The sequence below is a fragment of the Xanthomonas campestris pv. campestris str. ATCC 33913 genome (assembly GCF_000007145.1).
In the GTDB taxonomy this organism is placed as follows: Bacteria; Pseudomonadota; Gammaproteobacteria; order Xanthomonadales; family Xanthomonadaceae; genus Xanthomonas; species Xanthomonas campestris.
The window spans coordinates 2,491,948-2,513,669 of record NC_003902.1; the positions used below are offsets into that span (position 1 = coordinate 2,491,948).

General features: G+C 63.9%; 17 protein-coding genes, 3 tRNA genes and 2 pseudogenes. 2 read left to right on the top strand and 20 right to left on the bottom strand.

The genetic code is table 11. The annotated features are described in order from the left end of the window. Nucleotides 1-488 precede the first annotated feature (488 nt). Entirely contained in the window at nucleotides 489-1,550 is a 1,062-nt protein-coding gene (gene xopAH / locus XCC_RS10995) for a XopAH/AvrB family type III secretion system effector (RefSeq protein WP_230428429.1), read from the bottom strand. A 398-nt stretch (nucleotides 1,551-1,948) separates the two neighbouring features. After that, nucleotides 1,949-2,373 (bottom strand): annotated as a pseudogene (locus tag XCC_RS11000) (integrase); the annotation flags it as partial. On the opposite strand from XCC_RS11000, the pseudogene XCC_RS11005 reads away from it, so the two are divergent. Then, nucleotides 2,370-2,582: pseudogene (locus XCC_RS11005) on the top strand (Tn3 family transposase); the annotation flags it as partial. The pseudogenes XCC_RS11000 and XCC_RS11005 overlap by 4 nt on opposite strands. A gap of 172 nt (nucleotides 2,583-2,754) precedes the next feature. Here the strand turns inward: XCC_RS11005 and XCC_RS11010 are convergent. The 14 genes from XCC_RS11010 to XCC_RS11075 form a co-directional block, all read right to left on the bottom strand. Continuing rightward, nucleotides 2,755-4,689, bottom strand: a complete 1,935-nt coding sequence (locus XCC_RS11010) for a tyrosine-type recombinase/integrase (protein WP_019237627.1) — start codon at nucleotides 4,687-4,689, stop codon at nucleotides 2,755-2,757. Nucleotides 4,690-4,914: 225 nt separating this feature from the next. Then, nucleotides 4,915-4,990: transfer RNA gene (locus tag XCC_RS11015), tRNA-Gly, on the bottom strand. An 80-nt stretch (nucleotides 4,991-5,070) separates the two neighbouring features. Next, a tRNA-Cys gene (locus XCC_RS11020) sits at nucleotides 5,071-5,144 on the bottom strand. Nucleotides 5,145-5,213: 69 nt separating this feature from the next. Beyond that, nucleotides 5,214-5,289, bottom strand: a tRNA-Gly gene (locus XCC_RS11025). A gap of 36 nt (nucleotides 5,290-5,325) precedes the next feature. Continuing rightward, nucleotides 5,326-5,958, bottom strand: a complete 633-nt coding sequence (gene pgsA / locus XCC_RS11030) for a CDP-diacylglycerol--glycerol-3-phosphate 3-phosphatidyltransferase (RefSeq protein WP_011037265.1) — start codon at nucleotides 5,956-5,958, stop codon at nucleotides 5,326-5,328. Then, on the bottom strand, nucleotides 5,958-7,814 hold the full coding sequence (gene uvrC, locus XCC_RS11035; RefSeq protein ID WP_011037266.1) for an excinuclease ABC subunit UvrC: 1,857 nt from the start codon (nucleotides 7,812-7,814) through the stop codon (nucleotides 5,958-5,960). The genes pgsA and uvrC overlap by 1 nt, the downstream gene beginning before the upstream one ends. Beyond that, entirely contained in the window at nucleotides 7,811-9,229 is a 1,419-nt protein-coding gene (locus XCC_RS11040; protein ID WP_043877749.1) for a nhl repeat protein, read from the bottom strand. Before XCC_RS11040 ends, uvrC begins: the two co-directional genes overlap by 4 nt. A gap of 23 nt (nucleotides 9,230-9,252) precedes the next feature. After that, nucleotides 9,253-9,717, bottom strand: a complete 465-nt coding sequence (locus XCC_RS11045) for a low molecular weight protein-tyrosine-phosphatase (RefSeq protein WP_011037268.1) — start codon at nucleotides 9,715-9,717, stop codon at nucleotides 9,253-9,255. Next, nucleotides 9,714-10,523 (bottom strand): 3-deoxy-manno-octulosonate cytidylyltransferase, encoded by an 810-nt coding sequence (gene kdsB / locus XCC_RS11050; protein WP_011037269.1) that lies wholly within the window; start codon nucleotides 10,521-10,523, stop codon nucleotides 9,714-9,716. Before kdsB ends, XCC_RS11045 begins: the two co-directional genes overlap by 4 nt. An 80-nt stretch (nucleotides 10,524-10,603) precedes the next feature. Further along, nucleotides 10,604-11,659 (bottom strand): tetraacyldisaccharide 4'-kinase, encoded by a 1,056-nt coding sequence (lpxK, locus tag XCC_RS11055; RefSeq protein ID WP_011037270.1) that lies wholly within the window; start codon nucleotides 11,657-11,659, stop codon nucleotides 10,604-10,606. After that, on the bottom strand, nucleotides 11,656-13,425 hold the full coding sequence (gene msbA, locus XCC_RS11060; protein ID WP_011037271.1) for a lipid A export permease/ATP-binding protein MsbA: 1,770 nt from the start codon (nucleotides 13,423-13,425) through the stop codon (nucleotides 11,656-11,658). Before msbA ends, lpxK begins: the two co-directional genes overlap by 4 nt. Beyond that, nucleotides 13,422-13,859, bottom strand: coding sequence for an ExbD/TolR family protein (locus XCC_RS11065; RefSeq protein ID WP_011037272.1), 438 nt, complete (start codon nucleotides 13,857-13,859; stop codon nucleotides 13,422-13,424). Before XCC_RS11065 ends, msbA begins: the two co-directional genes overlap by 4 nt. Before the next feature lie 3 nt (nucleotides 13,860-13,862). Next, nucleotides 13,863-14,531, bottom strand: coding sequence for a MotA/TolQ/ExbB proton channel family protein (locus tag XCC_RS11070; protein WP_011037273.1), 669 nt, complete (start codon nucleotides 14,529-14,531; stop codon nucleotides 13,863-13,865). Nucleotides 14,532-14,559: 28 nt separating this feature from the next. Continuing rightward, complete coding sequence (locus tag XCC_RS11075) at nucleotides 14,560-16,950, bottom strand: DNA internalization-related competence protein ComEC/Rec2 (RefSeq protein WP_011037274.1); 2,391 nt, start codon at nucleotides 16,948-16,950, stop codon at nucleotides 14,560-14,562. A 411-nt stretch (nucleotides 16,951-17,361) separates the two neighbouring features. Between XCC_RS11075 and XCC_RS11080 the strand changes: the two genes are divergently transcribed. Further along, nucleotides 17,362-18,426: an SDR family oxidoreductase gene (locus XCC_RS11080; RefSeq protein ID WP_011037275.1), complete on the top strand. Its 1,065-nt coding sequence runs from the start codon at nucleotides 17,362-17,364 to the stop codon at nucleotides 18,424-18,426. A 627-nt stretch (nucleotides 18,427-19,053) separates the two neighbouring features. Here XCC_RS11080 and lolD read toward each other — a convergent pair. The 4 genes from lolD to XCC_RS11100 are packed head-to-tail and all read right to left on the bottom strand — an operon-like array spanning nucleotide 19,054 to nucleotide 21,703. After that, entirely contained in the window at nucleotides 19,054-19,794 is a 741-nt protein-coding gene (gene lolD, locus XCC_RS11085) for a lipoprotein-releasing ABC transporter ATP-binding protein LolD (RefSeq protein WP_043877748.1), read from the bottom strand. Then, the gene (locus tag XCC_RS11090) at nucleotides 19,787-21,028 is read right to left on the bottom strand and encodes a lipoprotein-releasing ABC transporter permease subunit (RefSeq protein ID WP_014507840.1); all 1,242 of its coding nucleotides are present in this window, start codon (nucleotides 21,026-21,028) and stop codon (nucleotides 19,787-19,789) included. The genes lolD and XCC_RS11090 overlap by 8 nt, the downstream gene beginning before the upstream one ends. Before the next feature lie 23 nt (nucleotides 21,029-21,051). Continuing rightward, complete coding sequence (locus XCC_RS11095) at nucleotides 21,052-21,504, bottom strand: hypothetical protein (RefSeq protein WP_040941279.1); 453 nt, start codon at nucleotides 21,502-21,504, stop codon at nucleotides 21,052-21,054. Beyond that, complete coding sequence (locus tag XCC_RS11100; RefSeq protein ID WP_014507842.1) at nucleotides 21,455-21,703, bottom strand: succinate dehydrogenase assembly factor 2; 249 nt, start codon at nucleotides 21,701-21,703, stop codon at nucleotides 21,455-21,457. Before XCC_RS11100 ends, XCC_RS11095 begins: the two co-directional genes overlap by 50 nt. Nucleotides 21,704-21,722 lie beyond the last annotated feature (19 nt).

Sequence of the window (21,722 nt, forward strand, 5' to 3'; positions counted from 1 at the left end):
AAAGTGGGCTAACTTGCTGTTAGCCAAGAATTTTTTCACAGATTCTTGCCGACCCTCAATCCCGGCCGCGTGGACTCCGGAATAGTCCTTGCGTGCTCTGCTGTGAAGCCGGCGGCATCCGTCTATTACCTACCCTGCGGATTCTGTAAGTCATTCCGGCCTGGCCGTGGCCGACGTCCACAGGAGGAACGGGGGGGGGGCTCATCCCTACGACCAATGCCTAATTGCTCCACGCCGCGACCAGAATGAGGATCAGCAGGGATTCGTGCAAAAAGCAAAAATAAGCCAAATCACAGTCAGCAAAGGATTTTCACGGATTCTTGCCAATCCTCTACCAGCCCGGTTGGGCAGTGCGCATGAGCCAGACAGCGTGCGGATATCGTGCGACGGGCCGGAAAAGCAGAATGATAACTCCTCACTTTTTGGGTGTCGGGCATCAGGTGTCGGGCAAGATTCGGCTATCTTTTTGTACGAATCCCTACCGATCCTTAAATTGGGGGGCGCTCAAAAAAATTAGGATAATCAGCCACAAATTGGCTCTCAGATCTAAGCATTGCCTCGATATCGGGAACTATTCCATGTCTGAATGGGGGCATTTCGATACCATGAGCTGAGGCGATTGATCTTGCCGCGAACTCGGCTTTCGCAGCACTGCCGCGCTTATCTGGCGCTGCACTTGCTGCCCACCAGTGCAGTCGCGCTATTAGCTCAAAGGCCTCATGCTTCTCAAGCGATGGATCAATCGCTTGCAAGTACAGAGACTCCAGATGATCTCTTATAGTTTTAATATATTCAGCGCTAGTATGAGTGATCATGTTAGGATGTGAAGATGCCATACTCTGTCTTGCCTGTTGGCGTTTATCCTTCGGAAGGTTCCGCAGCCTCGCACTAATGGCATTATCATCCACGGCCGCACTGACTGTCGTCATCGGGATAGTTTCTCCTGAAATCGCTCCACACTGCCGATACACCTTGACTTCAATTTCTTTAAAGTATTCTCCTTCATATAGTTCTGTTTCCGCATCAGGATGATTTCTAGCCCGCTCTATCACTGAGTGATATGGCCGCCTCAAAGAAGTAACGAATCTGGTATTGGGCATGCGCTCCGCAGCGAAGTCGCCTTTTGATGCGTCGCCGGAAGAAATTCTAGATAAGCGCCATTGTGTTGCTTTTTGCCAAAGATCATTAAAACTATTAATCTGGCCAGAAGCTATTGAGCCACCAGCAATGCGTGATGCTTTATATAAGCTTTTGCAATATTTCTTATTGTCCTGCGTATTGCTTTTGTTAGAAATGTTAAGCCCGGGTGCATCGTCTGGCCAGCGCGCCGCACCAACTAAGCTTTGTTCTTCTGAGCTAAGCTTGGAATAGTTCGCTGGACCGCGCAGATAGTTTGTAGCAGTTCCTTGGACTGCTTGAGAGTGCGAAGAAGCTGTGCCAGTGTCAAAGCTTGCATAAGGGTTCCATACGGGCTGAGACCACATATCGGCAGGAGCGTCCGGGTACTCACCGATCGATACGCCTTGCCACTGATGGGCTGAGTCATGCAAGTTGCCCTGGTATTCTGACCAGACGCTAGAACCTTGATGGCCAGGCCATCCTGCCCCTTGCCAATTGGGTGAGCCCTGCGGTTCGGAAGAAGCCGTGCGAAGCGGGGGGGAAGGCAAAGCCTCACGCAGTGCATTGTTCGAAGGAGAAGGCGAGTCCCTGCGCGACGGCGACGGCGACTCAGATGGCGAGGTCTCTGTAATGTGGGTTGTATAACGCGCAGGTGACCCTGCCACGCTCGGTTTTGAAGCGCATAGACCCATGTCGATCTCCTGCTGTGACTTTAGAAGCAAGTTTGCCGGGGGAGCGCACCGACTCGTTTCGCCTCACCGAAGTCGTGGCTGGGACGACGAAGGCGTTGGCGCTGAGGATGACCGAGCATTCCCCAAATGGCTGGGTATCAGCCTGCCGGCATTGCACCGGCTGCGATGGCCTTTTCGGGTTCGCCGACGGAGTGCGGTGGCCGCAGCTGCGCCAGGAGTTGTTCCAACGCGCTCAGGCGCACTGTGGCCCGCAACGTGTCCGCCTCGGCGTGTTCCCGCCGCCGGCGCTCTTCGACCAGCTCTGTCCGCGCCGCCGCCAGTTCGACGCGCACGCCTTCCAGCGCTTGGACATCTTGGGTCCAGCGCACCTGCAGGCCTTGGTGCTCGGCGACCGTCAGGCGCAGCGCAGCGCGTCGCGCTCGCGCTGTTGGGCGTCGGCCCGCTGGCGTGCCTGCGTTAGTTCCTGCTCAAGGCGGGTATGGCGTTCCAGCCACTGGCCATTGTCGCGGTTGAGCTGCATCAGGTCGTGGTTCTTGGCGGTCAAGGCCTCGTTGGCCTGCCGACATGATCATCCTCCACAACGTGGAGGGTATGAGCCGGACGTTGGCTGAGATGCGGAAGGAGGGGGGCAAACTGACGCCCGAGGTCCTGGCCGGTCTGTCGCCTTATCGGACCAGTCACATCAATCGCTTTGGCGATTACCACCTGGATCTTGAAAGGGAAGTGGCGCCCTTGAGCTACACGGCCAAGGTCCTCGAACACGCCCCATAGACGGGGAGATCCGCCCAGGCGATGATGCAATCAGCCTGCATTTCAGTCGCTTAGGCGGCTTCTGGCCCTAGAGGTAATGATTCCCTGCCGACCCTCCTCTTGGTGAAGAAGGGAGCGTGATTTGATAGACCGTTTATGGCCTTGTCGTGCATCGCTGCTCTCGGCAAAGAGGTTACAGCGAAGGCGAACTCGGCCGCTCCCGCGCTTCTTGGTCCGAAATCTGGTGAAGAGGTTGCTGCTGTGCGCGCTCCCCTACTGATTCACTGCTTTGCAGCGTTCGCACCTTTTCGAAAGACTGGTCGCCCATGATGGTCCGAACGATCGCGAGCACGTTGGTCGGCGTGACTACATCAATCGCTGCGCGATCACCAAGATCCGTGTGCGGTCGGGTCAGCATTCGGAACAGGTCCCACGAGTCCGCTCCTTGGCACTGATTCATGAGGACCTGGGTCAGCTTGTGCTTGAGTGGCACCAGTTGCCAATCGGGAACACGCTGCCCTCGATTACCCAGGCTAATGGACAGCAGCTTGCCTGCCTTCAGTTCGCGGTTGATCTGGTCCTTGGACTTACCGGCCAGCTTGCCGAACAGCGGCACCGGCAGGCAGCAAGGCGACTCGTACATGGCCAGCATTTCCTCACGCTCGCGCTGGATTGCGGACGCTTCCGGTTCCGGCGTTCGAGTGGGGGGCGGAGGCACCTGCGACAGCCGCTGGAAGGTAGTTCCCTCAGTACTTGGCACCACAACGATCGGCGTGGACGACACGGCGGCTTTAGCAGAAACAGCGGCGATGGCCGCCGGCTCTTCCGCCATCGCTGGCACCCCTTCGATATGGATGGTTAGATGTGTACTGGCAGCTTCCACTTTGCCCTGTTCGAGCAGGTCAAGACGGTCGGCCCAATCCTGCATCATCCGGCGGCGCGGCTCGACATACTTGGCGTGGTTGTAGGCCGAACTCACCTTGTTCGGATCGGAGTGCGAAAGCTGCGCGTCCACCCAAATCTTGGGATAGCCGATCTCGTTGAGCGCCGTAGAAATCGTTCCCCGAATGCCATGGCCGGTCAGTTGGGCGTCGTAGCCCACTCGTTTCAAGGCAGCGTTGAGGGTGTTCTCACTGATGCGCTTCTTGAGTTCGCTGCGGTGCGCCAGCAGATGCTTCTGGGCAGGCCGCATTACGCCCAGGAGGTAGCGCACTATCTCAATCGCCTGGACAGACAGAGGCACGATGTAAGGCGGTATGTCATGCGGGCGCTTGCCGGCCTTGCGCATCTCGTCCTGAAGCTGCTTGACGATCTGCGGCGGAATAATCCACAGACCGCGGTCGAGGTCGAACTGCTCCGGTGTAGCCAGTCGCAGTTCGCCGGTACGCACCCCGGTCAGGAACAGCAGTCGAATGCCGAGCTGCGTTTGCCAGCCACGCGGGTTGTAGAGCCTGAGCTTGCGGAGGAAGTCGGGCAGTTCGGGCAGACGCAGGTAGGGATTGTGGCTCACCGGCGGCTTGGGCTCGGCCACCACGTCGAGGTCTGTGGCCGGATTGGCCTCCATGCCCTCGACAATGACCAGGGCGTAGCGGAACAACTGGCTCAGCCAAGTGCGGACCTTCTCGGTAGTGGTGAAAGCCTTGCGCCGCTCGATCCGCGCCAGGACGCCCAGGAGTTGAGGTCGGCGAATGTCGTAGATCGACATCCTCTCAAGGCTGGGCAGCACGTCCTTTCCGAAGATTCTCTGGATCTGCGACAGCGTGCTGTTTCTGCCTTCCTTGAGTTCCTTCGCGCGATGCTCGACCCAGGCATCGAAGACGGCCTTGAACGTGTAGTCCGAGGCTAGCTTGATAGCGCGTCGCTTCTGTTTGCGGTCAGCATGGGGATTGATGCCCTTCGCCACGAGCGCTCGGGCTTCATCACGCAAGGTGCGTGCTTCGCGCAGTCCGACCTCGGGGTAGTTGCCCAAAGAGATGCGCTTTTGCTTGCCGAGCCAGTAGTAGCGCAGATGCCACGATTTGCCGCCGGTGGGGGCGACTACAAGGCCGAGGCCGTCAGTGTCAGGGATGCTGTAGGTTTTCTCGGCGGCCTTGGCTTGCCGCACGGTCAGATCAGAGAGTGCCATCATCAAACTCCTAAGTCATGAGACTTAGGCTCAATGCTGCTGGTCATCCCGATCCAACCCCAGCAACAACCCGGAACCGGCACCACCCACATTCTTTGGCCTCAATTTTGGCCTCAAAAACGCTGGCTGTTGGTGTATGTCCGTGGCGTTTGCTGGAATGAAAAAAGGAGCCGAAGCTCCTCTTTTCAACGACCTACAGATGCCAGTGGAAGTCTGTAGATCAATATTTGGAGCGGGAAACGAGACTCGAACTCGCGACCTCAACCTTGGCAAGGTTGCGCTCTACCAACTGAGCTATTCCCGCGTGGAGCAGTATTCTACAGCTTGTCACCGTTTTGCGCTAGCCCTGTCACCGCGCTGGAGGCAGGGAAAACACACACGATGTGGAGGCCTGGGCCGGAATTGAACCGGCGTACGCGGATTTGCAGTCCGCTGCATAACCACTCTACCACCAGGCCGAAACATCAAACCCAAGGCATCCTGCCCTGAAACAACGCGACCCCGCGTACGGGCCCGCGTTTACATCTTGGAGCGGGAAACGAGACTCGAACTCGCGACCTCAACCTTGGCAAGGTTGCGCTCTACCAACTGAGCTATTCCCGCTTGGGAGGCGAAATTTTACAGTGAACGGGATAGCTGTCAACTGTTGCTTTCGACTTTTTTCGGTTTGTTGGTAATCGCGGCCTTTTCATCGGCACGCAAACTTGGCCATGCGGCCTGCAGATACTGGAAACCCGACCACAACGTCAGCAATGCGGCGATTGCCAGGGTCCAGTACCCCGCCTGGAAGATCAGGTTGCCCAGCCAGATTTCATGCGTGGGCATCTGCCCCGGCGTGACCGAATACAGCAAACAGAGCAACGCAACCATCTGTGCGGTGGTCTTGACCTTGCCGATCATTGCCACGCGCACCTTGGCACGCTGGCCGATCTCGGCCATCCACTCGCGCAATGCAGACACCGCGATTTCGCGACCCACGATGACCGCCGCCCAGAACGCCATCCACGGCGTGGGATGCCCTTGCACGATGAGGAACAACGCCACGGCGACCATCAGCTTGTCGGCCACCGGGTCCAGAAATGCGCCAAACGCCGAATACTGGTGATAACGCCGCGCGACCCAGCCATCCAGCCAGTCGGTGATCGCGGCCAGGGCAAACACACCGGCCGAGGCGAAATTGGTCCACTTGTACGGCAGGTAGAACACCACGACCAACACCGGGATCATCACGATCCTCAGCAGTGTCAGCCACGTGGGGATGGTCAACTTCATTACGGACTCGACTCGCCTGCCGCATCGGGGAGCGCCAGCCCGTGCAGGTTAGCGTAGATTCGCGCGGCGAGTGCGGCATTGACCCCCTCCACCCGCGCAATCTCCGCTTCGCCGGCCGCCTTGAGACCGACCAGGCCGCCGAAATGCTTGAGCAGGCTGGCGCGCCGGCGTGGCCCAATGCCGGGAATATCCTCCAGCTTGCTGGTCATGCGTGCTTTCTGGCGGCGTCCACGGTGGCCGGTGATGGCAAAACGGTGCGCTTCGTCGCGAACCTGCTGAATGAATTGCAGTGCGGGCGATGCGGCACCGGGGCGCAGCTCGCGGCCATCGGCCAGGATCAGCGCTTCGTGCCCTGCCCTGCGCTCCTCGCCCTTGGCCACGCCCACCAGCAACACATTCTCGATTCCCAAATCCGCCAATGCGGCCTGGGCCTGGGCCAACTGGCCGGCGCCGCCATCGATCAGCAACACGTCGGGCAGTACGCCGTTTTCTTCCACCGCGCGACGGAACCGGCGCTCGATCGCCTGGCGCATGGCGGCGTAGTCGTCGCCGGGGGTGATGCCGGAAATGTTGAAGCGCCGGTACTGCCCGCGCACGGGGCCGCTGGCGTCGAACACCACGCACGAGGCCACCGTGGCTTCGCCCATGGTGTGGCTGATGTCGAAGCATTCCACACGCTTGACCTGCTCGGCCAGGCCAAGCATCTCGCGCAAGGCTTCGCTGCGCGCGTGCTGCGCGCTCTGGCTGGTGAGTTCGGTGACCAGGGTCAGCTGTGCATTGCGGCTGGCCAGCAACAGGTAGCCGGCGCGTTCGCCACGCACGTTCCACTTCAGCGCGACCTTGTGTTCGGCTGCGGCACTCAATGCTGCCTCGATCAGCTCGGCGTCGGGGATCTCGCGGTCCAGCAGGATCTCGCGCGGCGGTGCATGTTCGGCGTAGTACTGCGACACGAACGCGGCCAGGATCTCCTCGGCACTGTCTTCGCCGTTGGTCTTGGGAAAGAACGAACGCGTGCCCAGGTTGCGCCCGTCGCGGAAACTGAGCAGCAGCACGCAGGCCTGGCTGGATTGCGTGGCGCACGCCAGCACGTCCAGATCGGCGGCGCGCCCGTCCACGTACTGGCGGTTCTGCATGCTGCGCAGCGAGGAGAGCAGATCGCGCAGACGGGCGGCACGCTCGAATTCGAGCGCCTCGCTGGCCTGCTGCATCGAGTGCATGATTTCTTCGCCGAGCTGGTCGCTCTTGCCTTCCAGGAACATGGTGGCGCGACGCACCGCTTCTTGGTAATCCTGCGCCGCCACCAGATCCACGCACGGCGCACTGCAGCGCCCGATCTGGTACTGCAGGCACGGCCGCGAGCGATTGCGGAACACGCTGTCCTCGCAGCTGCGCAGCTTGAACAATTTGTGCATCAGGTTGAGCGTTTCGCGCACGGCGGTGACGCCGGCATACGGGCCGAAGTAGCGCCCGTTCACCGCGCGCGGACCACGGTGCAGCGCAATGCGCGGCCAGTCTTCGCGGGTCAGCAACACGTAGGGATAGCTTTTGTCGTCGCGCAGGGACACGTTGTAGCGCGGCGACAACGACTTGATCAGCTGGTTTTCCAGCAGCAGCGCTTCGGCCTCGCTGCGAGTGACGGTCACGTCCATGCGCGCGACCTGCGACAGCATCGAAGTCAGGCGTGCGTTCTTGGGCGTGCCGTTGAAATAGCTGCCCACGCGCTTGCGCAACGCGCCGGCCTTGCCGACATACAGCAGGCTGTCGTCGGCCGCATACATGCGGTAGACACCGGGTGCGGTGCTCAGGCGGGCGGCGAAGGCCTTCCCGTCGAAATCAGCTTGTGGCCTTGCGCTCATTCGTCTATCGAAACATCACTCAATGCGCCTGTTGCCAGGTCGTAACGCAGCACGGCGTGCGCGTCGGTTTCGGCGATCCACACCGCGCCGCCGGCAACCGCCAGCCCGGCCGGGCCATGCAGGCGCCGCGGCAGGGCGACCGTGGTCAGCTCGCCGCCGCCCAGGCGCAGGCAACGCAAGCGGCCATTGCCGGTGTCGGCCACCCACAACATCGGCGAATCGGCGGCCAGTGCAATTGCCTGCGGAAACTGCAGGCGTGCGGCGCTACGTGGACCATCATCTTCACCGAACTGCCAGGTGCCCTGCCCACCAACCAGGGTCTGCACCAGGTCGCCACGCAATTGCATGGTGCGGATCGACGACCCCAACCCATCGCAGACGTAGGCCACCTGCTGGACCGCGGCCAGGCCTGCCGGCTGTGCGAAAGCAGCGAGATGGCCGCTGCCGTCGCGGATTTCAAGGGAGCCGGTGCCGGCGCGCGCACTCAGCGCGGCGCGGCCCAGGTGATAGCTCCAGATGCGGTTGTCGCCGGCCATCGCGATCAACAGCTGGTTATCGGCAACCGCAAGCCCTTGCGGGTAGTTCAGCGGCGACGCGCCTGCACTGGCGAGCGGGCCTTCGATCGGCTCGCCGCTGCGCCCGGTGCCGCACAAGGTGTCGACCTGGCCGCTGCGCAGGTTGATCCGCCGCAAGGCGTGGTTGCCCGTATCCGCCACATAGAGTTCTTCGCGCTCGAGCGCCAGGCCCTGCGGGCGCCGAAATGCGGCTTCGCCCACGCCGCCATCGATGAGGTCGGCATTGCCGTGGCCGAACTGACGCAGCACGCGGCCGCTGTGGGTGCATTCGAGGATGCGGTGGTGTCCGGTGTCGGCGATATACAGCCGGTCTTCGGTCGCCGCCAGGCCGGTGGGGAAGCGCAACGCCAGGCGCGGCTCAGGGTCGCGCTCAGCCACGCCGTGCAGATCGGCATCGGACGGCGGCTGCTGGCCTTCGCACAACGCGGCCAGTGCCTTGTCGAGATCGCCGGTGACACCGACCAGCCGCTGCCGCTCGCGGCCATAGGCATCGAGCAACACCAGGGTGGGCCAGGATTCGATTCCGAAACGGCGCCAGGTTTCCCAGTCCTTGTCGAGCAGGATCGGCGCACTGACGCCATGCCCACGCAACTGCTTGAGCGAGCGCTGTGGCATGCGTTCGCTATCGAAGCGCGGCACCTGCACCACGATCACCTGCAGCCGGCCGGGGCTGCGCGCCTGCCAGCGCGCAAGCTCGGCCAGCCGCTCCGCGCACCACACAGAACTGGCATTGACGAACGCCAGCACGAGCGCGCGGCCGCGATGCTCCTGCAAGGTGGAGGGCCTGGCGTTGAGCCAGGTGGGAAATTCCGGCAGTTCCTGGGTGAGCTGGGCAGTCATGCAGTGATTATGCCCAAGCCCGGTCAGCCGCGGGTGAGTCTGGCCACGGTCTGGCGCGCGGCGGTATCGACCAGCCGCCACGCCAGTTCGAACTCCTGCTTGCCGCCGGTGTACGGGTCGGGGATATCGCTGCGCTCGTCCACGCCGGCCCACGGCAACCACAGCGCAACCTTGTCGCGCAGCGAAGCGGGTGCAAGCCGCTGCAGATTGCGCAGATTGCTGGCGTCCGCACACAGCAGCCAATCGAAGCGTTCGAAATCGGCCAGCTGCACCTGACGCGCGCGCAATCCTGAGATGTCCACATCGTGACCGCGTGCGCAGCGGATGGCACGCGCATCCGGTGGTTCACCGGCATGCCAATCGCCGGTGCCGGCCGAATCCACTTCCATGCGGCGTGCCAGCGGCGAGGTGTCCAGACGCGCGCGCAAGGCACCCTCGCCCATCGGCGAGCGACAGATATTGCCCAGGCAGACGACCAACAGCCTCATGCAGACGCCAGTTGCGCTTGCGCGCGCTGCAGGTCTTCCGGCGTATCGATGCCGGGTGGGAACTGCTCAGGCGTCAGCGCCACCGCGATGCGGTAGCCGGCTTCCAGCACACGCAGCTGCTCCAGCGATTCGATGCGCTCCAGCGTGCCCGGCGGCATGGCCGCGAACTGCTGCAGAAACCCGGCGCGGTAGGCGTAGATGCCGATATGCCGCAGCCAGTGATTGCCGGCCGGTACAGCATCGCGCTGGGCGGCAAAACTGTCGCGATGCCACGGAATCGGCGCACGGCTGAAGTACAACGCATCGCCATGGGCGTTGCGCACCAGCTTCACCACATTGGGATCGAACAGGTCGTGTGCGCTGTCCACCGGCGCGGCGAGCGTGGCCATCTCCGCGCCGGAGCGCTGCAGCACCTGGGCCACTGCACGAATGCCGGCAGCCGGTGCGAACGGTTCGTCGCCCTGCAGGTTCACCACACAGGTGGCCGCATCCCAGCCGGCAATCCGCGCGCACTCGGCCAGCCGGTCGGTGCCGGACAGATGCACGCTGCTGGTCATCGCCACACGCACGCCGGCCAGGCCCTGGATGGCCTCCGCAATGCGGGCATCGTCGGTGGCCACCCAGACCTCACGGGCACCGGCCGCCAGCGCACGCTCGGCCACGTGCTGGATCATGGGGCGATCGCCGATCAGCTGCAGCGGCTTGCCGGGCAACCGGGTGGAGGCATAGCGCGCCGGGACGGCCACCACGAAGGCGCTGGACGCGTCGTCCGACGCGATGGGAGACGCTGCAGAAACTGATTGCACGGTGTCCTCGCTGGTTGGAAAGGATGGAGGCTGCATCGACCGGCCGTTATCTCGCTGCTGCAGAGGCGCGGCCGACGCCGTCAGGCATCGGAATGGCGGCTGGCTAGCTTGTCCAGGCGATCGAGCAGACTCACCCAGAACGCCGCCGGCAGCTCCGCCTTCAACGGCACGCTGTACAGCCACTCGTCGGCGAAGGGCCGACACTTCACCGCGTCCTTTTCGGTCATCAGCACCGGCAGGCGGCTGCCGAAGCTGAAGTCCTGCGCGCGGTAGACATGATGATCGGGAAACGCATGCGGCACCACGCCGATGCCGCGTGCGCGCAGCATCGCGAAAAACCGCTCCGGGTGCGCAATCCCGGCCACGGCATGCACGCGTTGCCCAGCCAGCGAGGCAAGTGGCCGTGCACGTTTGCCATCCATGGGCTGCACGCTGTCGATGCTCAGACGCATCTGCCATTCGCCGAACCCGGCATCGGTATCGGCCACTGGCGTGCCGACCACCGGTATCACTGCATCGCTGCCCTGGCCCAGATTCACCACGCGGAAATCGCACTCGCGCGCACGCGCTGCGGGTTCGCGCAATGGCCCGGCGGGCAGCATGCGTCCGTTGCCATAACGGCGCTGGCCGTCGACGACTTCGATTTCGACATCGCGTGCCAGCCGGTAATGCTGCAGCCCGTCGTCGCACACGATGATGTCGCAGCCGGCCTCGACCAGGGCACGCGCCGCGGCCAGACGATCAGTGTCCACGCGCACGCGCGCGCCGGTTTTCCAGGCGATCAGCACCGGTTCGTCGCCGCCGAGTGCTACTGGCGTGTCCGCATCGACCCAGCGCGCAGTCCCGGCGTCATCGCGGCCATAACCACGGCTGGCGACACCCGGGGTCCAGCCGGCCTGCTGCAGCCGGCTGACCAGGGTGATGGTGAGTGGCGTCTTGCCGGTGCCGCCAGCGGTGACGTTGCCGATCACCACCACCGGGACCGGCACGCCATGGCGCTTCAACCAGCCGCGCCGATACAGGCTGCGGCGCACTGCGGTGACCGCGCCATACACCGGCGCGAGCATGCGGGCCGGCAGCGGGATGGGCGTGTTGTCGTACCAGTAGCCCGGCGTGCGGGCGCCGCGCTTGCTCATGCCTGACGTTCGCGAAACTGCATGCCGTGCAGGTGCGAGTACAGCCCGCCCAGCGCGAGCAGTTCCTGATGCGTACCGCGCTCGACGATGCGGCCCTGGTCCATCACCAGCACCTGGTCGGCATGCTCGATCGTCGACAGCCGGTGCGCGATCACCAAGGTGGTGCGGTCGGGCATCAACTTGTGCAAGGCGTCCTGCACCAGCCGCTCGGATTCGTTATCGAGTGCGGCGGTCGCCTCGTCCAGGATCAGGATCGGCGCGTCCTTGAGCATCGCGCGTGCGATCGCCAGACGCTGGCGCTGGCCGCCGGACAGGCGCCCGCCCTTGGTACCCACGTGCGACTGCAGGCCCTCCGGCAGCTGCGCGACAAACTCCATCGCATTCGCACCCTGGATGGCGCGCTCCAGTTGCCCGGCATCGCACTGGCGCATTTCGCCGTACGCCACGTTCTCGGCAATGCTGCCGTCGAACAGCATCACCTGTTGGCCAACCAGGGCAATCTGGCGGCGCAGATCGGCCAATGCATAGGCCTGCACCGGGTGACCGTCGAGCAGGATCTGCCCGGACTCGGCCTCATAAAAGCGTGGAATCAGCTTGATCAGGCTGGATTTGCCGCTGCCGGAGCGGCCGACGATCGCCGTGACGGTGCCCGGCTGTGCCACGAAGCTGACATCGGCCAACGCAGGATTGGCCTGCCCCGGATAGCGCGCGGTGACATCGCGGAATTCGATCAAACCCTTGGCGCGCGTCAACGGCACCTGGCCCTGGTCGGGCTCGTCAGGGCTGTCCAGCACCGAGAACAGGCGTTCGGCAGACGCCAGGCCGCGCTGCACCATGTTCTGCACATTGGTGAGCTGCTTGAGGCCCGGAATGATCGTCAGCATCGAGGTCATCAACACCACAAAATCGCCGGCCGTCAGGCGCCCGGCCAATGCCTGCGCGCCCGCCACGAACAGCAGCGCGGACAGACCGATCGCGCCGATCATCTGCACGGTGGCGGTGGAAATGCCGCGCGTGGATTCGACTTTCATGGCCAGCCTGAGATTGCGGTCGGCCAGGCCCGAGTAGCGCTCCATCTCGCTCTGCTGCGCGCCGTAGATCTTGACCTCCTGATGGCTGGACAAGGTCTGGTCGGCGGCCTGCAACAGATGCGCGCCACTCTCCTGGATGCTGTGACTGATCCGCCGATAACGGCGCGCCACCTTGTCCATCACCCAAGCCAGCACCGGCGCCAGCACCAGAATGGTGAGCGTGACCTGCCAGCTATGCCACAGCATCAACGCCAACGCGCCGATCACCTGCAGCGACTGCTGGATCATCACCTTCACGGCATCCACGGCGGCCTGCGCGACCTGATCCGAGTCCGAGCCGAGGCGGATCAGCATCGACGGCACCGGTTCGGAGTCGAAGCGCGAGCCCGGCAGGCGCAGATACTTGGACATGACCTTGACGCGCAGATCGCGCGCGATGCTGCGCGCAGACTTGCCCATTGCCATGTCGGTGATGTAACCGGCCGCACCGCGGATCACGAACAACAGGATGATCTGCACCGGCAGCCAGCGGCTGACCTCGGCGTTCTTGTAAATGAAGGTCTCGTCGGTGATCGGCTTCATCAAGGCCAGGAAGCCGGTGGTCCCGGCGGCCTCGATCAATGCGGCGATCAACGCGGCCACCAACAGCAGCCGGTAAGGTTTAGCGAATGCCAGCAGACGCCGATAGGTCTGCCAGGACGACACCTGCGGCGCGTTCTCGTTGATGGTCTTCACTGCCGCGTTCCGTTCTTGCCCGCTTCCGGCGCTGTCGCAATGGCGATGCGGCGGAAACCGAGTTGGCCCAGCGCGTCCTGCGCTGTCACCACCGCTTGATACGGCGTGCGCGCATCGGCACGCATCAGCACGGTCTGCTCGCGGTCATCGCCGGCAACCTGGGCGATAGTCTGCTTGAGCGAATCCACATCCGACCGCAGCACTTCCTGGTCATTGATGAAATAACGGCCATCGGCATTGACCAGCACGCTCAACGAACGCGGCGGCGCGCTGGTGTTCCGGTCACTGGCAGTGGGCAACTGCAGTTGCAGCGTGGAGCGGGCGTCGAAGGTTGTTGTTACCACGAAGAAAATGATGAGGACGAGGATGACGTCAATCAATGGCACCAGGTCGATCTGTGGCTCGTCCTGGCTTCGGTCACTGCCGATGCGCATCCGTCAGCCCTTTGCCATGGCGGGGTTGCCGGCCGGCACGGACGCCGCAGCTGCGGTGCCGCCTGGCACGGGGCGGCCTTCCATCGTGTCCAGCAGCAAGGTCGCTTCCTGCTCCATCTCGATGATGTAGCCAGCAATACGCCCCTTGAAAAACCGGTGCGCCATCAACGATGGCACCGCGATGATCATGCCGGTCGCCGTGCACACCAGCGCCTTGCCGATACCGCCGGCCAGCTGGTTCACGTCACCCACGCCGTGATCGAGGATGCCCAGGAACATCTGGATCATGCCGACCACGGTGCCCAGCAGGCCGAGCAGCGGCCCCGCCGAGGCGATCGTGCCCAATGCATTCAGATAGCGCTCCATGCGATGCACCACATGGCGGCCAGTGTCTTCGATGCGCTCACGAATCAGGTCACGGCTACGCCCACGCACATCCAGCGCGGCTGCCAGCAAGGCGCCCAGCGGCGAATTGCGGCGCAGCGACTCGATATGGGTGGGGTCCAGCTTGCCGCGCGCGGCCCAGTTGCGGACTTCCTCGCCCAGACCCGGCGGACTCACCTCGTTGCGGCGCAGGGTCCACAGACGTTCCAGCACGATCGCCAGCGCGATCACACCCAACAACAGCAACGGCACCATCGGCCAACCGCCTGCCTTGACCAGCTCCAACACGATTCGATTCCTCCGGCAACGCGGCCGCCTATTCGCTGGCCGATAGGATAGCAGCCGACCGCCGCCGTTCCGCAGCATCCCAGAGCCGTGGCTGCCAGCGGCGACGCTCGCGAACCTGCAGCCCCCCGCGGCCCAGCCAGACCCGCACCGCACCGGTCTCGGCGGTATCCAGCACCTCGGCACCGGCGCCCTGCCAGCGCTGCACGGTATCTGCGCGTGGGTGGCCAAAGCGATTGCCATGCCCGGAGGACACCAGCGCCAGCCGCGCCGCGGTGGCCGCCACGAAGCCGGCATGCGAGCCATCGGCGCTGCCGTGATGCGGCACCACCACCACATCGGCGCGCAGCTGCGCCTGCCCTGCATGCAGCAGGCGGTGTTCGACGATGCTGTCGATGTCGCCTGGCAGCAGCGCACGCCCGTAGCGCGTCTCCACCAGCAGCACGCAGCTGGACTGGTTGCGCAGGTAGGGAAAGCCCGCGGTGGGATGCAGGAAACGAAACCGGACGCCCTCCCACTCCCAGCGCTGCCCGGCCTGGCAGCGGCGGCGCACATCCAGCGGCGCGCCAGATGGCGCGAGGGTATCGGCCACCGGCATTCCGGCGCGCACCGCAGCGTAGCCGCCGGCGTGATCGGCATCGGCGTGGCTGAGCACGATGGCGTCCAGCCGCCGGAGCCCCAACGCCCGCAACGCCGGCAGCACCACCCGTTCGCCGGCGTCGAATCCATCGCGGACCGCCGGGCCGGTATCGAACAGCAAGGCGTGCCGCTGGGTCCGCACCAGCACTGCCAGACCCTGCCCGACATCGAGCACCTGCAGATCGGCCTCGCCGGCTTCGGGCAGGGCACGGTCCGGCCACAGCAGCGGCAGCCACAACAGCAACGCCACTGATTTGGCCGGCGTTCCCCGAGGCATCAGCAGCCAGAATGCGCCGACCAGCGCAGCGACGAGCGCAATGGCGTCGGATTCGGGCACCCACCACAACGCCACCTGGGTGCGCCCAAGCCAGACGAATGCGGGCCAGGTCAGCTCGAAACACCAGCCGGCCAGTTGCCAGGCCCAGACGCCCGCACCCGGCCAGGCCGCTTCCAGCGCGGTGCCAAGCAAGGCCAGCGGCACCACCACGAAGGTCCACCACGGGATCGCAACCAGATTGGCCAGCGGCCCCACCAGCGACGCCTGCCCGAACAGGCTGACCGTCAACGGTAACAGGCCAATGGTCGCCACCGCCTGCGCCGACAGAAATCCGCGCAGCATTGAACGATCGTCAGCCGGCAGGCACCACACCAGCCACGCAACCCCGGCGAAGCTGAGCCAGAAGCCGGCCACCAACACGCTCAACGGATCCCACAGCAGCACCGCCAACATTGCCAGCGCCAGGATATGCGCAGTGCTGGCGCGGCGACGCAGCACACGGGCCAGCGCCACCACCGCGATCATCAACACGGTGCGCACCGTTGGTAGCGCAAGGCCGGCGAGCACTGCATAGCAGGAGGCGCCAAGCAACGCTGCCACCGCAGCGGCATGCAGCCGTGGCACGCGCGTTCCCAGGCCAGGCGAGAGGCGCCACACCCCAGTGATCAGCAGCGCGCAGAACGCGGCGACCAGGCCGACATGGAAGCCGGAGATCGCAATCAGGTGACTCAGCCCGGTCGCACGCAAGGTCGCCCACGCGGCATCGTCGAGCCCGCGGGTGTCGCCCAAGGCCAAGGCACGCAAGTAAGGCGACGCCGGCCCGGAGATGGTGTGCGCGATGCGCGCTGACATGCGCTCGCGCCATGCATCCACGCCACTGGCCGGCGTCACCAGCCTGGCCGCAGCGGGCATGCGTACATAGCCGGTTGCAGCGATGCGTTGCGCCAGCGCCTGTCGCTCGGCGTCGAACCCACCCGGATTGCGCAGACCGCGCGGCGCACGCAACTTCAGGCGCAGCTGCCAGGTGGCGCCGGCCGTCAACGCGGCGCGTGGGCCGATGGTGTCTGCACCAAAGTCGTCGTACCAGCTTACCTGCAGGAGTGCGCCACGCAGCGCTTGCGGCTGCGCCAGGTCATCAGCCAGGCGCAGCTGGAAACGCGTGCGGCGTGGCTCGGCGATGGGCAGGCCCACCACTCTTCCCTGCACCAACCATTCGCGCGCTTCATCGGCCGGCAGTACTTGCGCCCGCAGCACTCCAGCCGCTTGCCAGCCCATCAGCCCAAATCCAGCCACGCACACCGCGCTCAGCAACAACCAGCGCCGCGGCCACCGGCGCAGCGCCGCAAGGCCGACCGCGCCGGTGAGCAGGCAACTGCCGTAGACAGTGCGCGGCAGCATCGCCGGTGACCAGGCACATGCCACCACGCCCAGCAATAACGCGGCTGCGACCGCCACGGTGGCGCCAGCGAGCGGCCTCACCGCATGCGTTGCATCGTCCATGTCCATTGCCCGCGCGCTGCCGATCTATCGCTCAACGTAACGATCGTCTGCCACGACGGGCAGCAGCGTTCGGCGTGTTGCCGGGTAGGAAGATGGCGCGAGAGCTTGCAGGCAAAGCAACCGCTCGAAGCGTTGCATCACAGCCTTCGCTTCCGCATTTGAGCCGATGCACGCGGCCAAGCGCAGGTGAGCAGGATGCGGATGCTGCCAGCGATCGATCCGCGTCACGCTGCCGCCGCTGGCGCCTCGACCGTCCACACGCGCCGAAACCCGCCACGCGGCATGCCGCGCACAAACGCGGCACAGCAATGATCCGTTCCACAAACGTGCTTCATTTCGCAGTGAAATCAGGCCTGCGTTCGCCCTGATTTCATGGCCGCATCGCTATGGTGAACGCTGTTTTCGAGGAGTTCCCCCATGCGTAAAGGTGCTGCACTGATCGTCGGCGTGACCGGCATCTCCGGCTACAACCTCGCCAATGTGTTGCTCGCCGACGGCTGGACCGTCTATGGCCTGGCGCGCCGCCCGCTGTCGCACGAAGGCGTGATCCCGGTAGCGGCCGATCTGCTCGATGCGGAGGCAACCAAAACTGCGCTGCAGGGGCTACCGATCACGCACGTGTTCTTCTGCACCTGGACGCGCCGCGATACCGAGCGCGAGAACGTCGAAGCCAACGGCGCGATGATGCGACACCTGTGCGATGGCTTGAGCGAGGCGCCGCTTCAGCACATGGCGCTGGTCACCGGCACCAAGCACTACCTGGGTGCTTTCGAGAACTACGGCAGTGGCAAGGCGGAAACCCCGTTCCGCGAAAGCGAACCGCGCCAGCCTGGCGAGAACTTCTACTACACCCTCGAAGATCTACTGTTCCAGCATGCCGAACAGCACGGCTTCGGCTGGAGCGTGCACCGCTCGCACACCATGGTTGGCATTGCCAACGGCAGCAACGCGATGAACATGGGCGTGACCCTGGCGGTGTATGCCTCGCTGTGCAAACACACCGGGCAACCGTTCGTGTTCCCCGGCTCGCAGGCACAATGGAACAGCCTCAGCGATGTGACCGATGCCGGCCTGCTCGGTCGGCAACTGGCGTGGGCCGGCCTGAGCCCGGCAGCGCGCAACCAGGCGTTCAATACCGTCAATGGCGATGTCTTTCGCTGGCGCTGGATGTGGGGCGAGATTGCGAAATTCTTCGGCCTGGAAGCGGCGCCCTGCCCGCAGACGCCCGAACCGCTGGAAGCACGCCTAAGCGACACCGCACCGGCGCAATGGGCGGAGCTGGCTGCGAAGCACGGCCTGGTGGAGCCGGACGTCAACCGTCTCGCCTCGTGGTGGCATACCGATGCCGACCTCGGCCGCGAGATCGAATGCGTCAACGACATGACCAAGAGCCGCGAATTGGGCTTTCTGGACTTCTACGACAGCCGTGCCGCGTTCCTGGAACTGTTCACCCGGCTGCGCGCGCAGCGAATCATTCCCTGACGAACAGGTCCTGGCTGCTTAGAGGCCAGGACGCATTGGAAGGCTGGACGTCCGGTTACACGCTTGTGGCCGGACGTGCGTGGCGACGACAGCGTCGCACGTGCTTGGCGATTGTTGGTTGGTGCTGAGTGCTTCGTGCTCGGCGCTGGGTTGTGGGTTTTGGGAAGCTAAGTGCTAAATGCTAAGTGTTCCAGAAACGTAACCCGCACAACGCCTGCCGAATTACGGTGCGATCAGGCAGCCCACGATGCAGCACAAAAGACATCACCAACCGCGCAGCCATTCCCGCCCTGGCGGCAATGATGTCTACCTCAATCGCGGTATCGTGGGAGTAGTCCAGCCACGTAGGCGCATCGTTCGATGCGCTCAAAGTTCGCCCCTCAAACGGAAAGCGGAGCGGCGCGCGCAGTACGCAGATGCTGTGATCACTCGGATCTCGTAGGAGCGCGCTTGCGCGCGATGAGGCGTTACCAGGAAATCCACATCGCACGCAAGCGCGCCCCTACGGTGCCAATGAGCCGCGTTTTTTCTCGCAATGCCTGCAAGAATGCCTGCGCCCGTCTCGCCAGCCTGCTTACCACCGCATTGTTCGGCACCATCTTCGCGCACCGAACACGGCAAGAGGCCTTACACCGCCGAAGGCGCCAGTTCGCGCAACTTGCCTTGGTGCAATTCAAGGACGCGGTCGAGACGTCGCGCCAGGCTGCGATCGTGCGTCACCAGCACCAGGCTCGTACGCTGGGCGCGGTTGAGTTCCAGCATCAGCTCGAACACGGTGCCAGCCGTCTTGTCGTCGAGATTGCCGGTGGGCTCATCGCCGAGCACGCAGCCGGGCTTGTTCACCAACGCCCGCGCCACCGCACAGCGCTGACGCTCGCCACCCGACAGCTCGCTGGGCTTGTGCTCCACCCGGTGTCCCAGGCCAACTGATTCCAGCAACTGCAGTGCCTGCCCGCGCGCGATTGACACATCCTGCCCGGACAACAGCACCGGCATCATGACGTTTTCCAGCGCAGTGAATTCCGGCAACAGATGATGGAACTGATACACGAAACCGAGCGAGCGGTTACGCAGCTTGCCGCGCTCGCCATCGGACAATGCAGACATGCGCCGACCCGCGACATACACCTCGCCGGAGGTCGGGATATCCAGCCCACCGAGCAAGTGCAGCAAGGTGCTCTTGCCTGCACCGGATGCGCCGACGATCGCCACGGTTTCGCCGGTCGCCACCGACAGATCCAGACCATCGAACACCGGCGTACGCATCTTGCCTTCGGCGTAGGTCTTACCCAGCCGTTCGGCGCGAATCACCGCCGCGCCCTGGTCTGCCTGCGTCTTTCCAAGCACTGACTCTGGAACATTACTCATAACGCAGCGCCTCCGCGGGCTGGGTGCGCGAGGCGCGCCATGCCGGATACAAGGTGGCCAAAAAGCTCATGACCAGAGCGACCACGGTGATCACCACAACATCCTGCGTCTGCATGTCGGTCGGCAAGCCGGTGATGTAATACACGTCTTCGGGCAGCAGCTTGACGCTGAACACTGCTTCGATGGCACCCAGGATGCGCTCCAGGTTGAGCGTCAGCACGATGCCGCCGATCACCCCCATGATCGTGCCCATGAAGCCGATCAACGAGCCCTGCACCATGAACACCTGCATCACCCCGCCAGGCGAGAGCCCGAGCGTGCGCAGGATCGCAATATCGGCCTGCTTGTCGGTTACCAGCATCACCTGCGAAGACACCAGGTTGAAGGCGCCCATCGCCACAATCAGCGACAGCAGGATGCCCATCACCGTCTTTTCCATCTTCAACGAGTGATAGAGGTTGGCGTTTTCCTGGGTCCAGTCGCTCACGCGATACGGCCCACGTAATTTCAAGGCCAGATCGCGCGCCACCGTAAACGCCTGATCCATGTCGTGCAGGCGCAGACGCACGCCGGTGACGCCATCCATGCGCAGCACGCGTGCCAGATCCTCCATGTTCACCACGGCCAGGCCACGATCGATCTCGTTGTAGCCGGCCTCGAAGATGCCGCTGACGGTGAAGCGCTTGAGCCGCGGCATCGCGCCCAATGGGGTGGCTTGGGTATCGCTGAGCAGCACCACGATGCTGTCGCCGACATCCACACCCAGCCACAGCGCCAGCTCCTTGCCGATGACGATGTTGTAGGAGCCCGGCGTCAGGCTGTCGACCGAGCCTTGCTGCATCTTCTTGGCCAGCACCGAGACCTTGGCTTCTTCGGACGGAATCACACCGCGCACGATTGCCGGTTGCTTGCGCGGGCCCTGCAGCAGCGATTCGGTTTCGATATAGGGCGCGGCACCGGCAATGCGCGGGTCCGCGCTGGCCACTTCGACCGCGTGACGCCAATCCTGCATCGGCGCGCCTTCCGCGCTGACCGTGGCATGGGCGGCCATCTGCAGCAGGCGGTCGCGGATTTCCTTCTGGAAACCGCTCATCACCGCCAGCGTGGTGATCAGCACCGTCACGCCTAGGGCGATGCCGAGGATCGACGCCATCGAAATAAACGAGATGAAGCCATTGCGTCGCTTGGCGCGGAGATAGCGCAAGCCGATGGCAACCGGGATAGGTTTGAACATGCGGTTCAACCAGGAAAGGGACGCTATGGTGCCACTAGCGACCGCCGGGACGAAATGGCACGGGCCTGAGCGGCCAGACGCAGTTCACGTCGCTGCGCGGCTGGCAGCGTGTCCGGCCAGAAATGCAGCCGCACGCGGCGGCCTCCCGGATGCGCCCACGACACCACCGCCATCGGCCCGCGCCACGTTACCTGCAGCGCATCCACGCGTTCTCCATCCACGCTGGCGGCCGCATCTGTCCACGGCACAACGAGTTGCCGCACTGGCGAGCGCAACAGCAACCAGATCGTACGTGCGCCGATCACACCGCCATACGCAGACAAGCCCGTGGCCAGCCAGACCGGCACGCCGGACCGCCAAATGGCCCACAGTGCAGCAACGGTGATCAGGCTCAACGCGCAGGCGAGCCCGCGCGAGGGGCGCCAGTCAAGCCGGCATGGCGCGGATATCGGCGATAAGGGCGGCGTTGTCGGCATCGGGGCAAGCCTCGTATCCCATGAACCAGCGCCACAACTTATCGTCTTCGCAATCCAGCAGCTGTAGGAAAACCGCGCGCTCAGCCGCAGGGGCCTGCGCCCATCGGCGGTCCAGATACCGGCCAAACAATTGGTCCAGCTCGCGCATGCCACGCCGGCAACGCCAGCGCAGTTTTTTCAGCAGTGTGTCTTCATCCATCTCTTTCTCCATCCCGCGT

What these genes read in the sequence shown, in the direction of transcription:
- XCC_RS11010 (WP_019237627.1), bottom strand. Translation starts at nt 4,689, where the DNA reads ATGATGGCACTCTCTGATCTGACCGTGCGGCAAGCCAAGGCCGCCGAG.
- pgsA (WP_011037265.1), bottom strand. Translation starts at nt 5,958, where the DNA reads ATGAAGTTGACCATCCCCACGTGGCTGACACTGCTGAGGATCGTGATG.
- uvrC (WP_011037266.1), bottom strand. Translation starts at nt 7,814, where the DNA reads ATGAGCGCAAGGCCACAAGCTGATTTCGACGGGAAGGCCTTCGCCGCC.
- XCC_RS11040 (WP_043877749.1), bottom strand. Translation starts at nt 9,229, where the DNA reads ATGACTGCCCAGCTCACCCAGGAACTGCCGGAATTTCCCACCTGGCTC.
- XCC_RS11045 (WP_011037268.1), bottom strand. Translation starts at nt 9,717, where the DNA reads ATGAGGCTGTTGGTCGTCTGCCTGGGCAATATCTGTCGCTCGCCGATG.
- lpxK (WP_011037270.1), bottom strand. Translation starts at nt 11,659, where the DNA reads ATGAGCAAGCGCGGCGCCCGCACGCCGGGCTACTGGTACGACAACACG.
- XCC_RS11065 (WP_011037272.1), bottom strand. Translation starts at nt 13,859, where the DNA reads ATGCGCATCGGCAGTGACCGAAGCCAGGACGAGCCACAGATCGACCTG.
- XCC_RS11075 (WP_011037274.1), bottom strand. Translation starts at nt 16,950, where the DNA reads ATGGACATGGACGATGCAACGCATGCGGTGAGGCCGCTCGCTGGCGCC.
- XCC_RS11080 (WP_011037275.1), top strand. Translation starts at nt 17,362, where the DNA reads ATGCGTAAAGGTGCTGCACTGATCGTCGGCGTGACCGGCATCTCCGGC.
- lolD (WP_043877748.1), bottom strand. Translation starts at nt 19,794, where the DNA reads ATGAGTAATGTTCCAGAGTCAGTGCTTGGAAAGACGCAGGCAGACCAG.
- XCC_RS11090 (WP_014507840.1), bottom strand. Translation starts at nt 21,028, where the DNA reads ATGTTCAAACCTATCCCGGTTGCCATCGGCTTGCGCTATCTCCGCGCC.
- XCC_RS11095 (WP_040941279.1), bottom strand. Translation starts at nt 21,504, where the DNA reads ATGCCGACAACGCCGCCCTTATCGCCGATATCCGCGCCATGCCGGCTT.
- XCC_RS11100 (WP_014507842.1), bottom strand. Translation starts at nt 21,703, where the DNA reads ATGGATGAAGACACACTGCTGAAAAAACTGCGCTGGCGTTGCCGGCGT.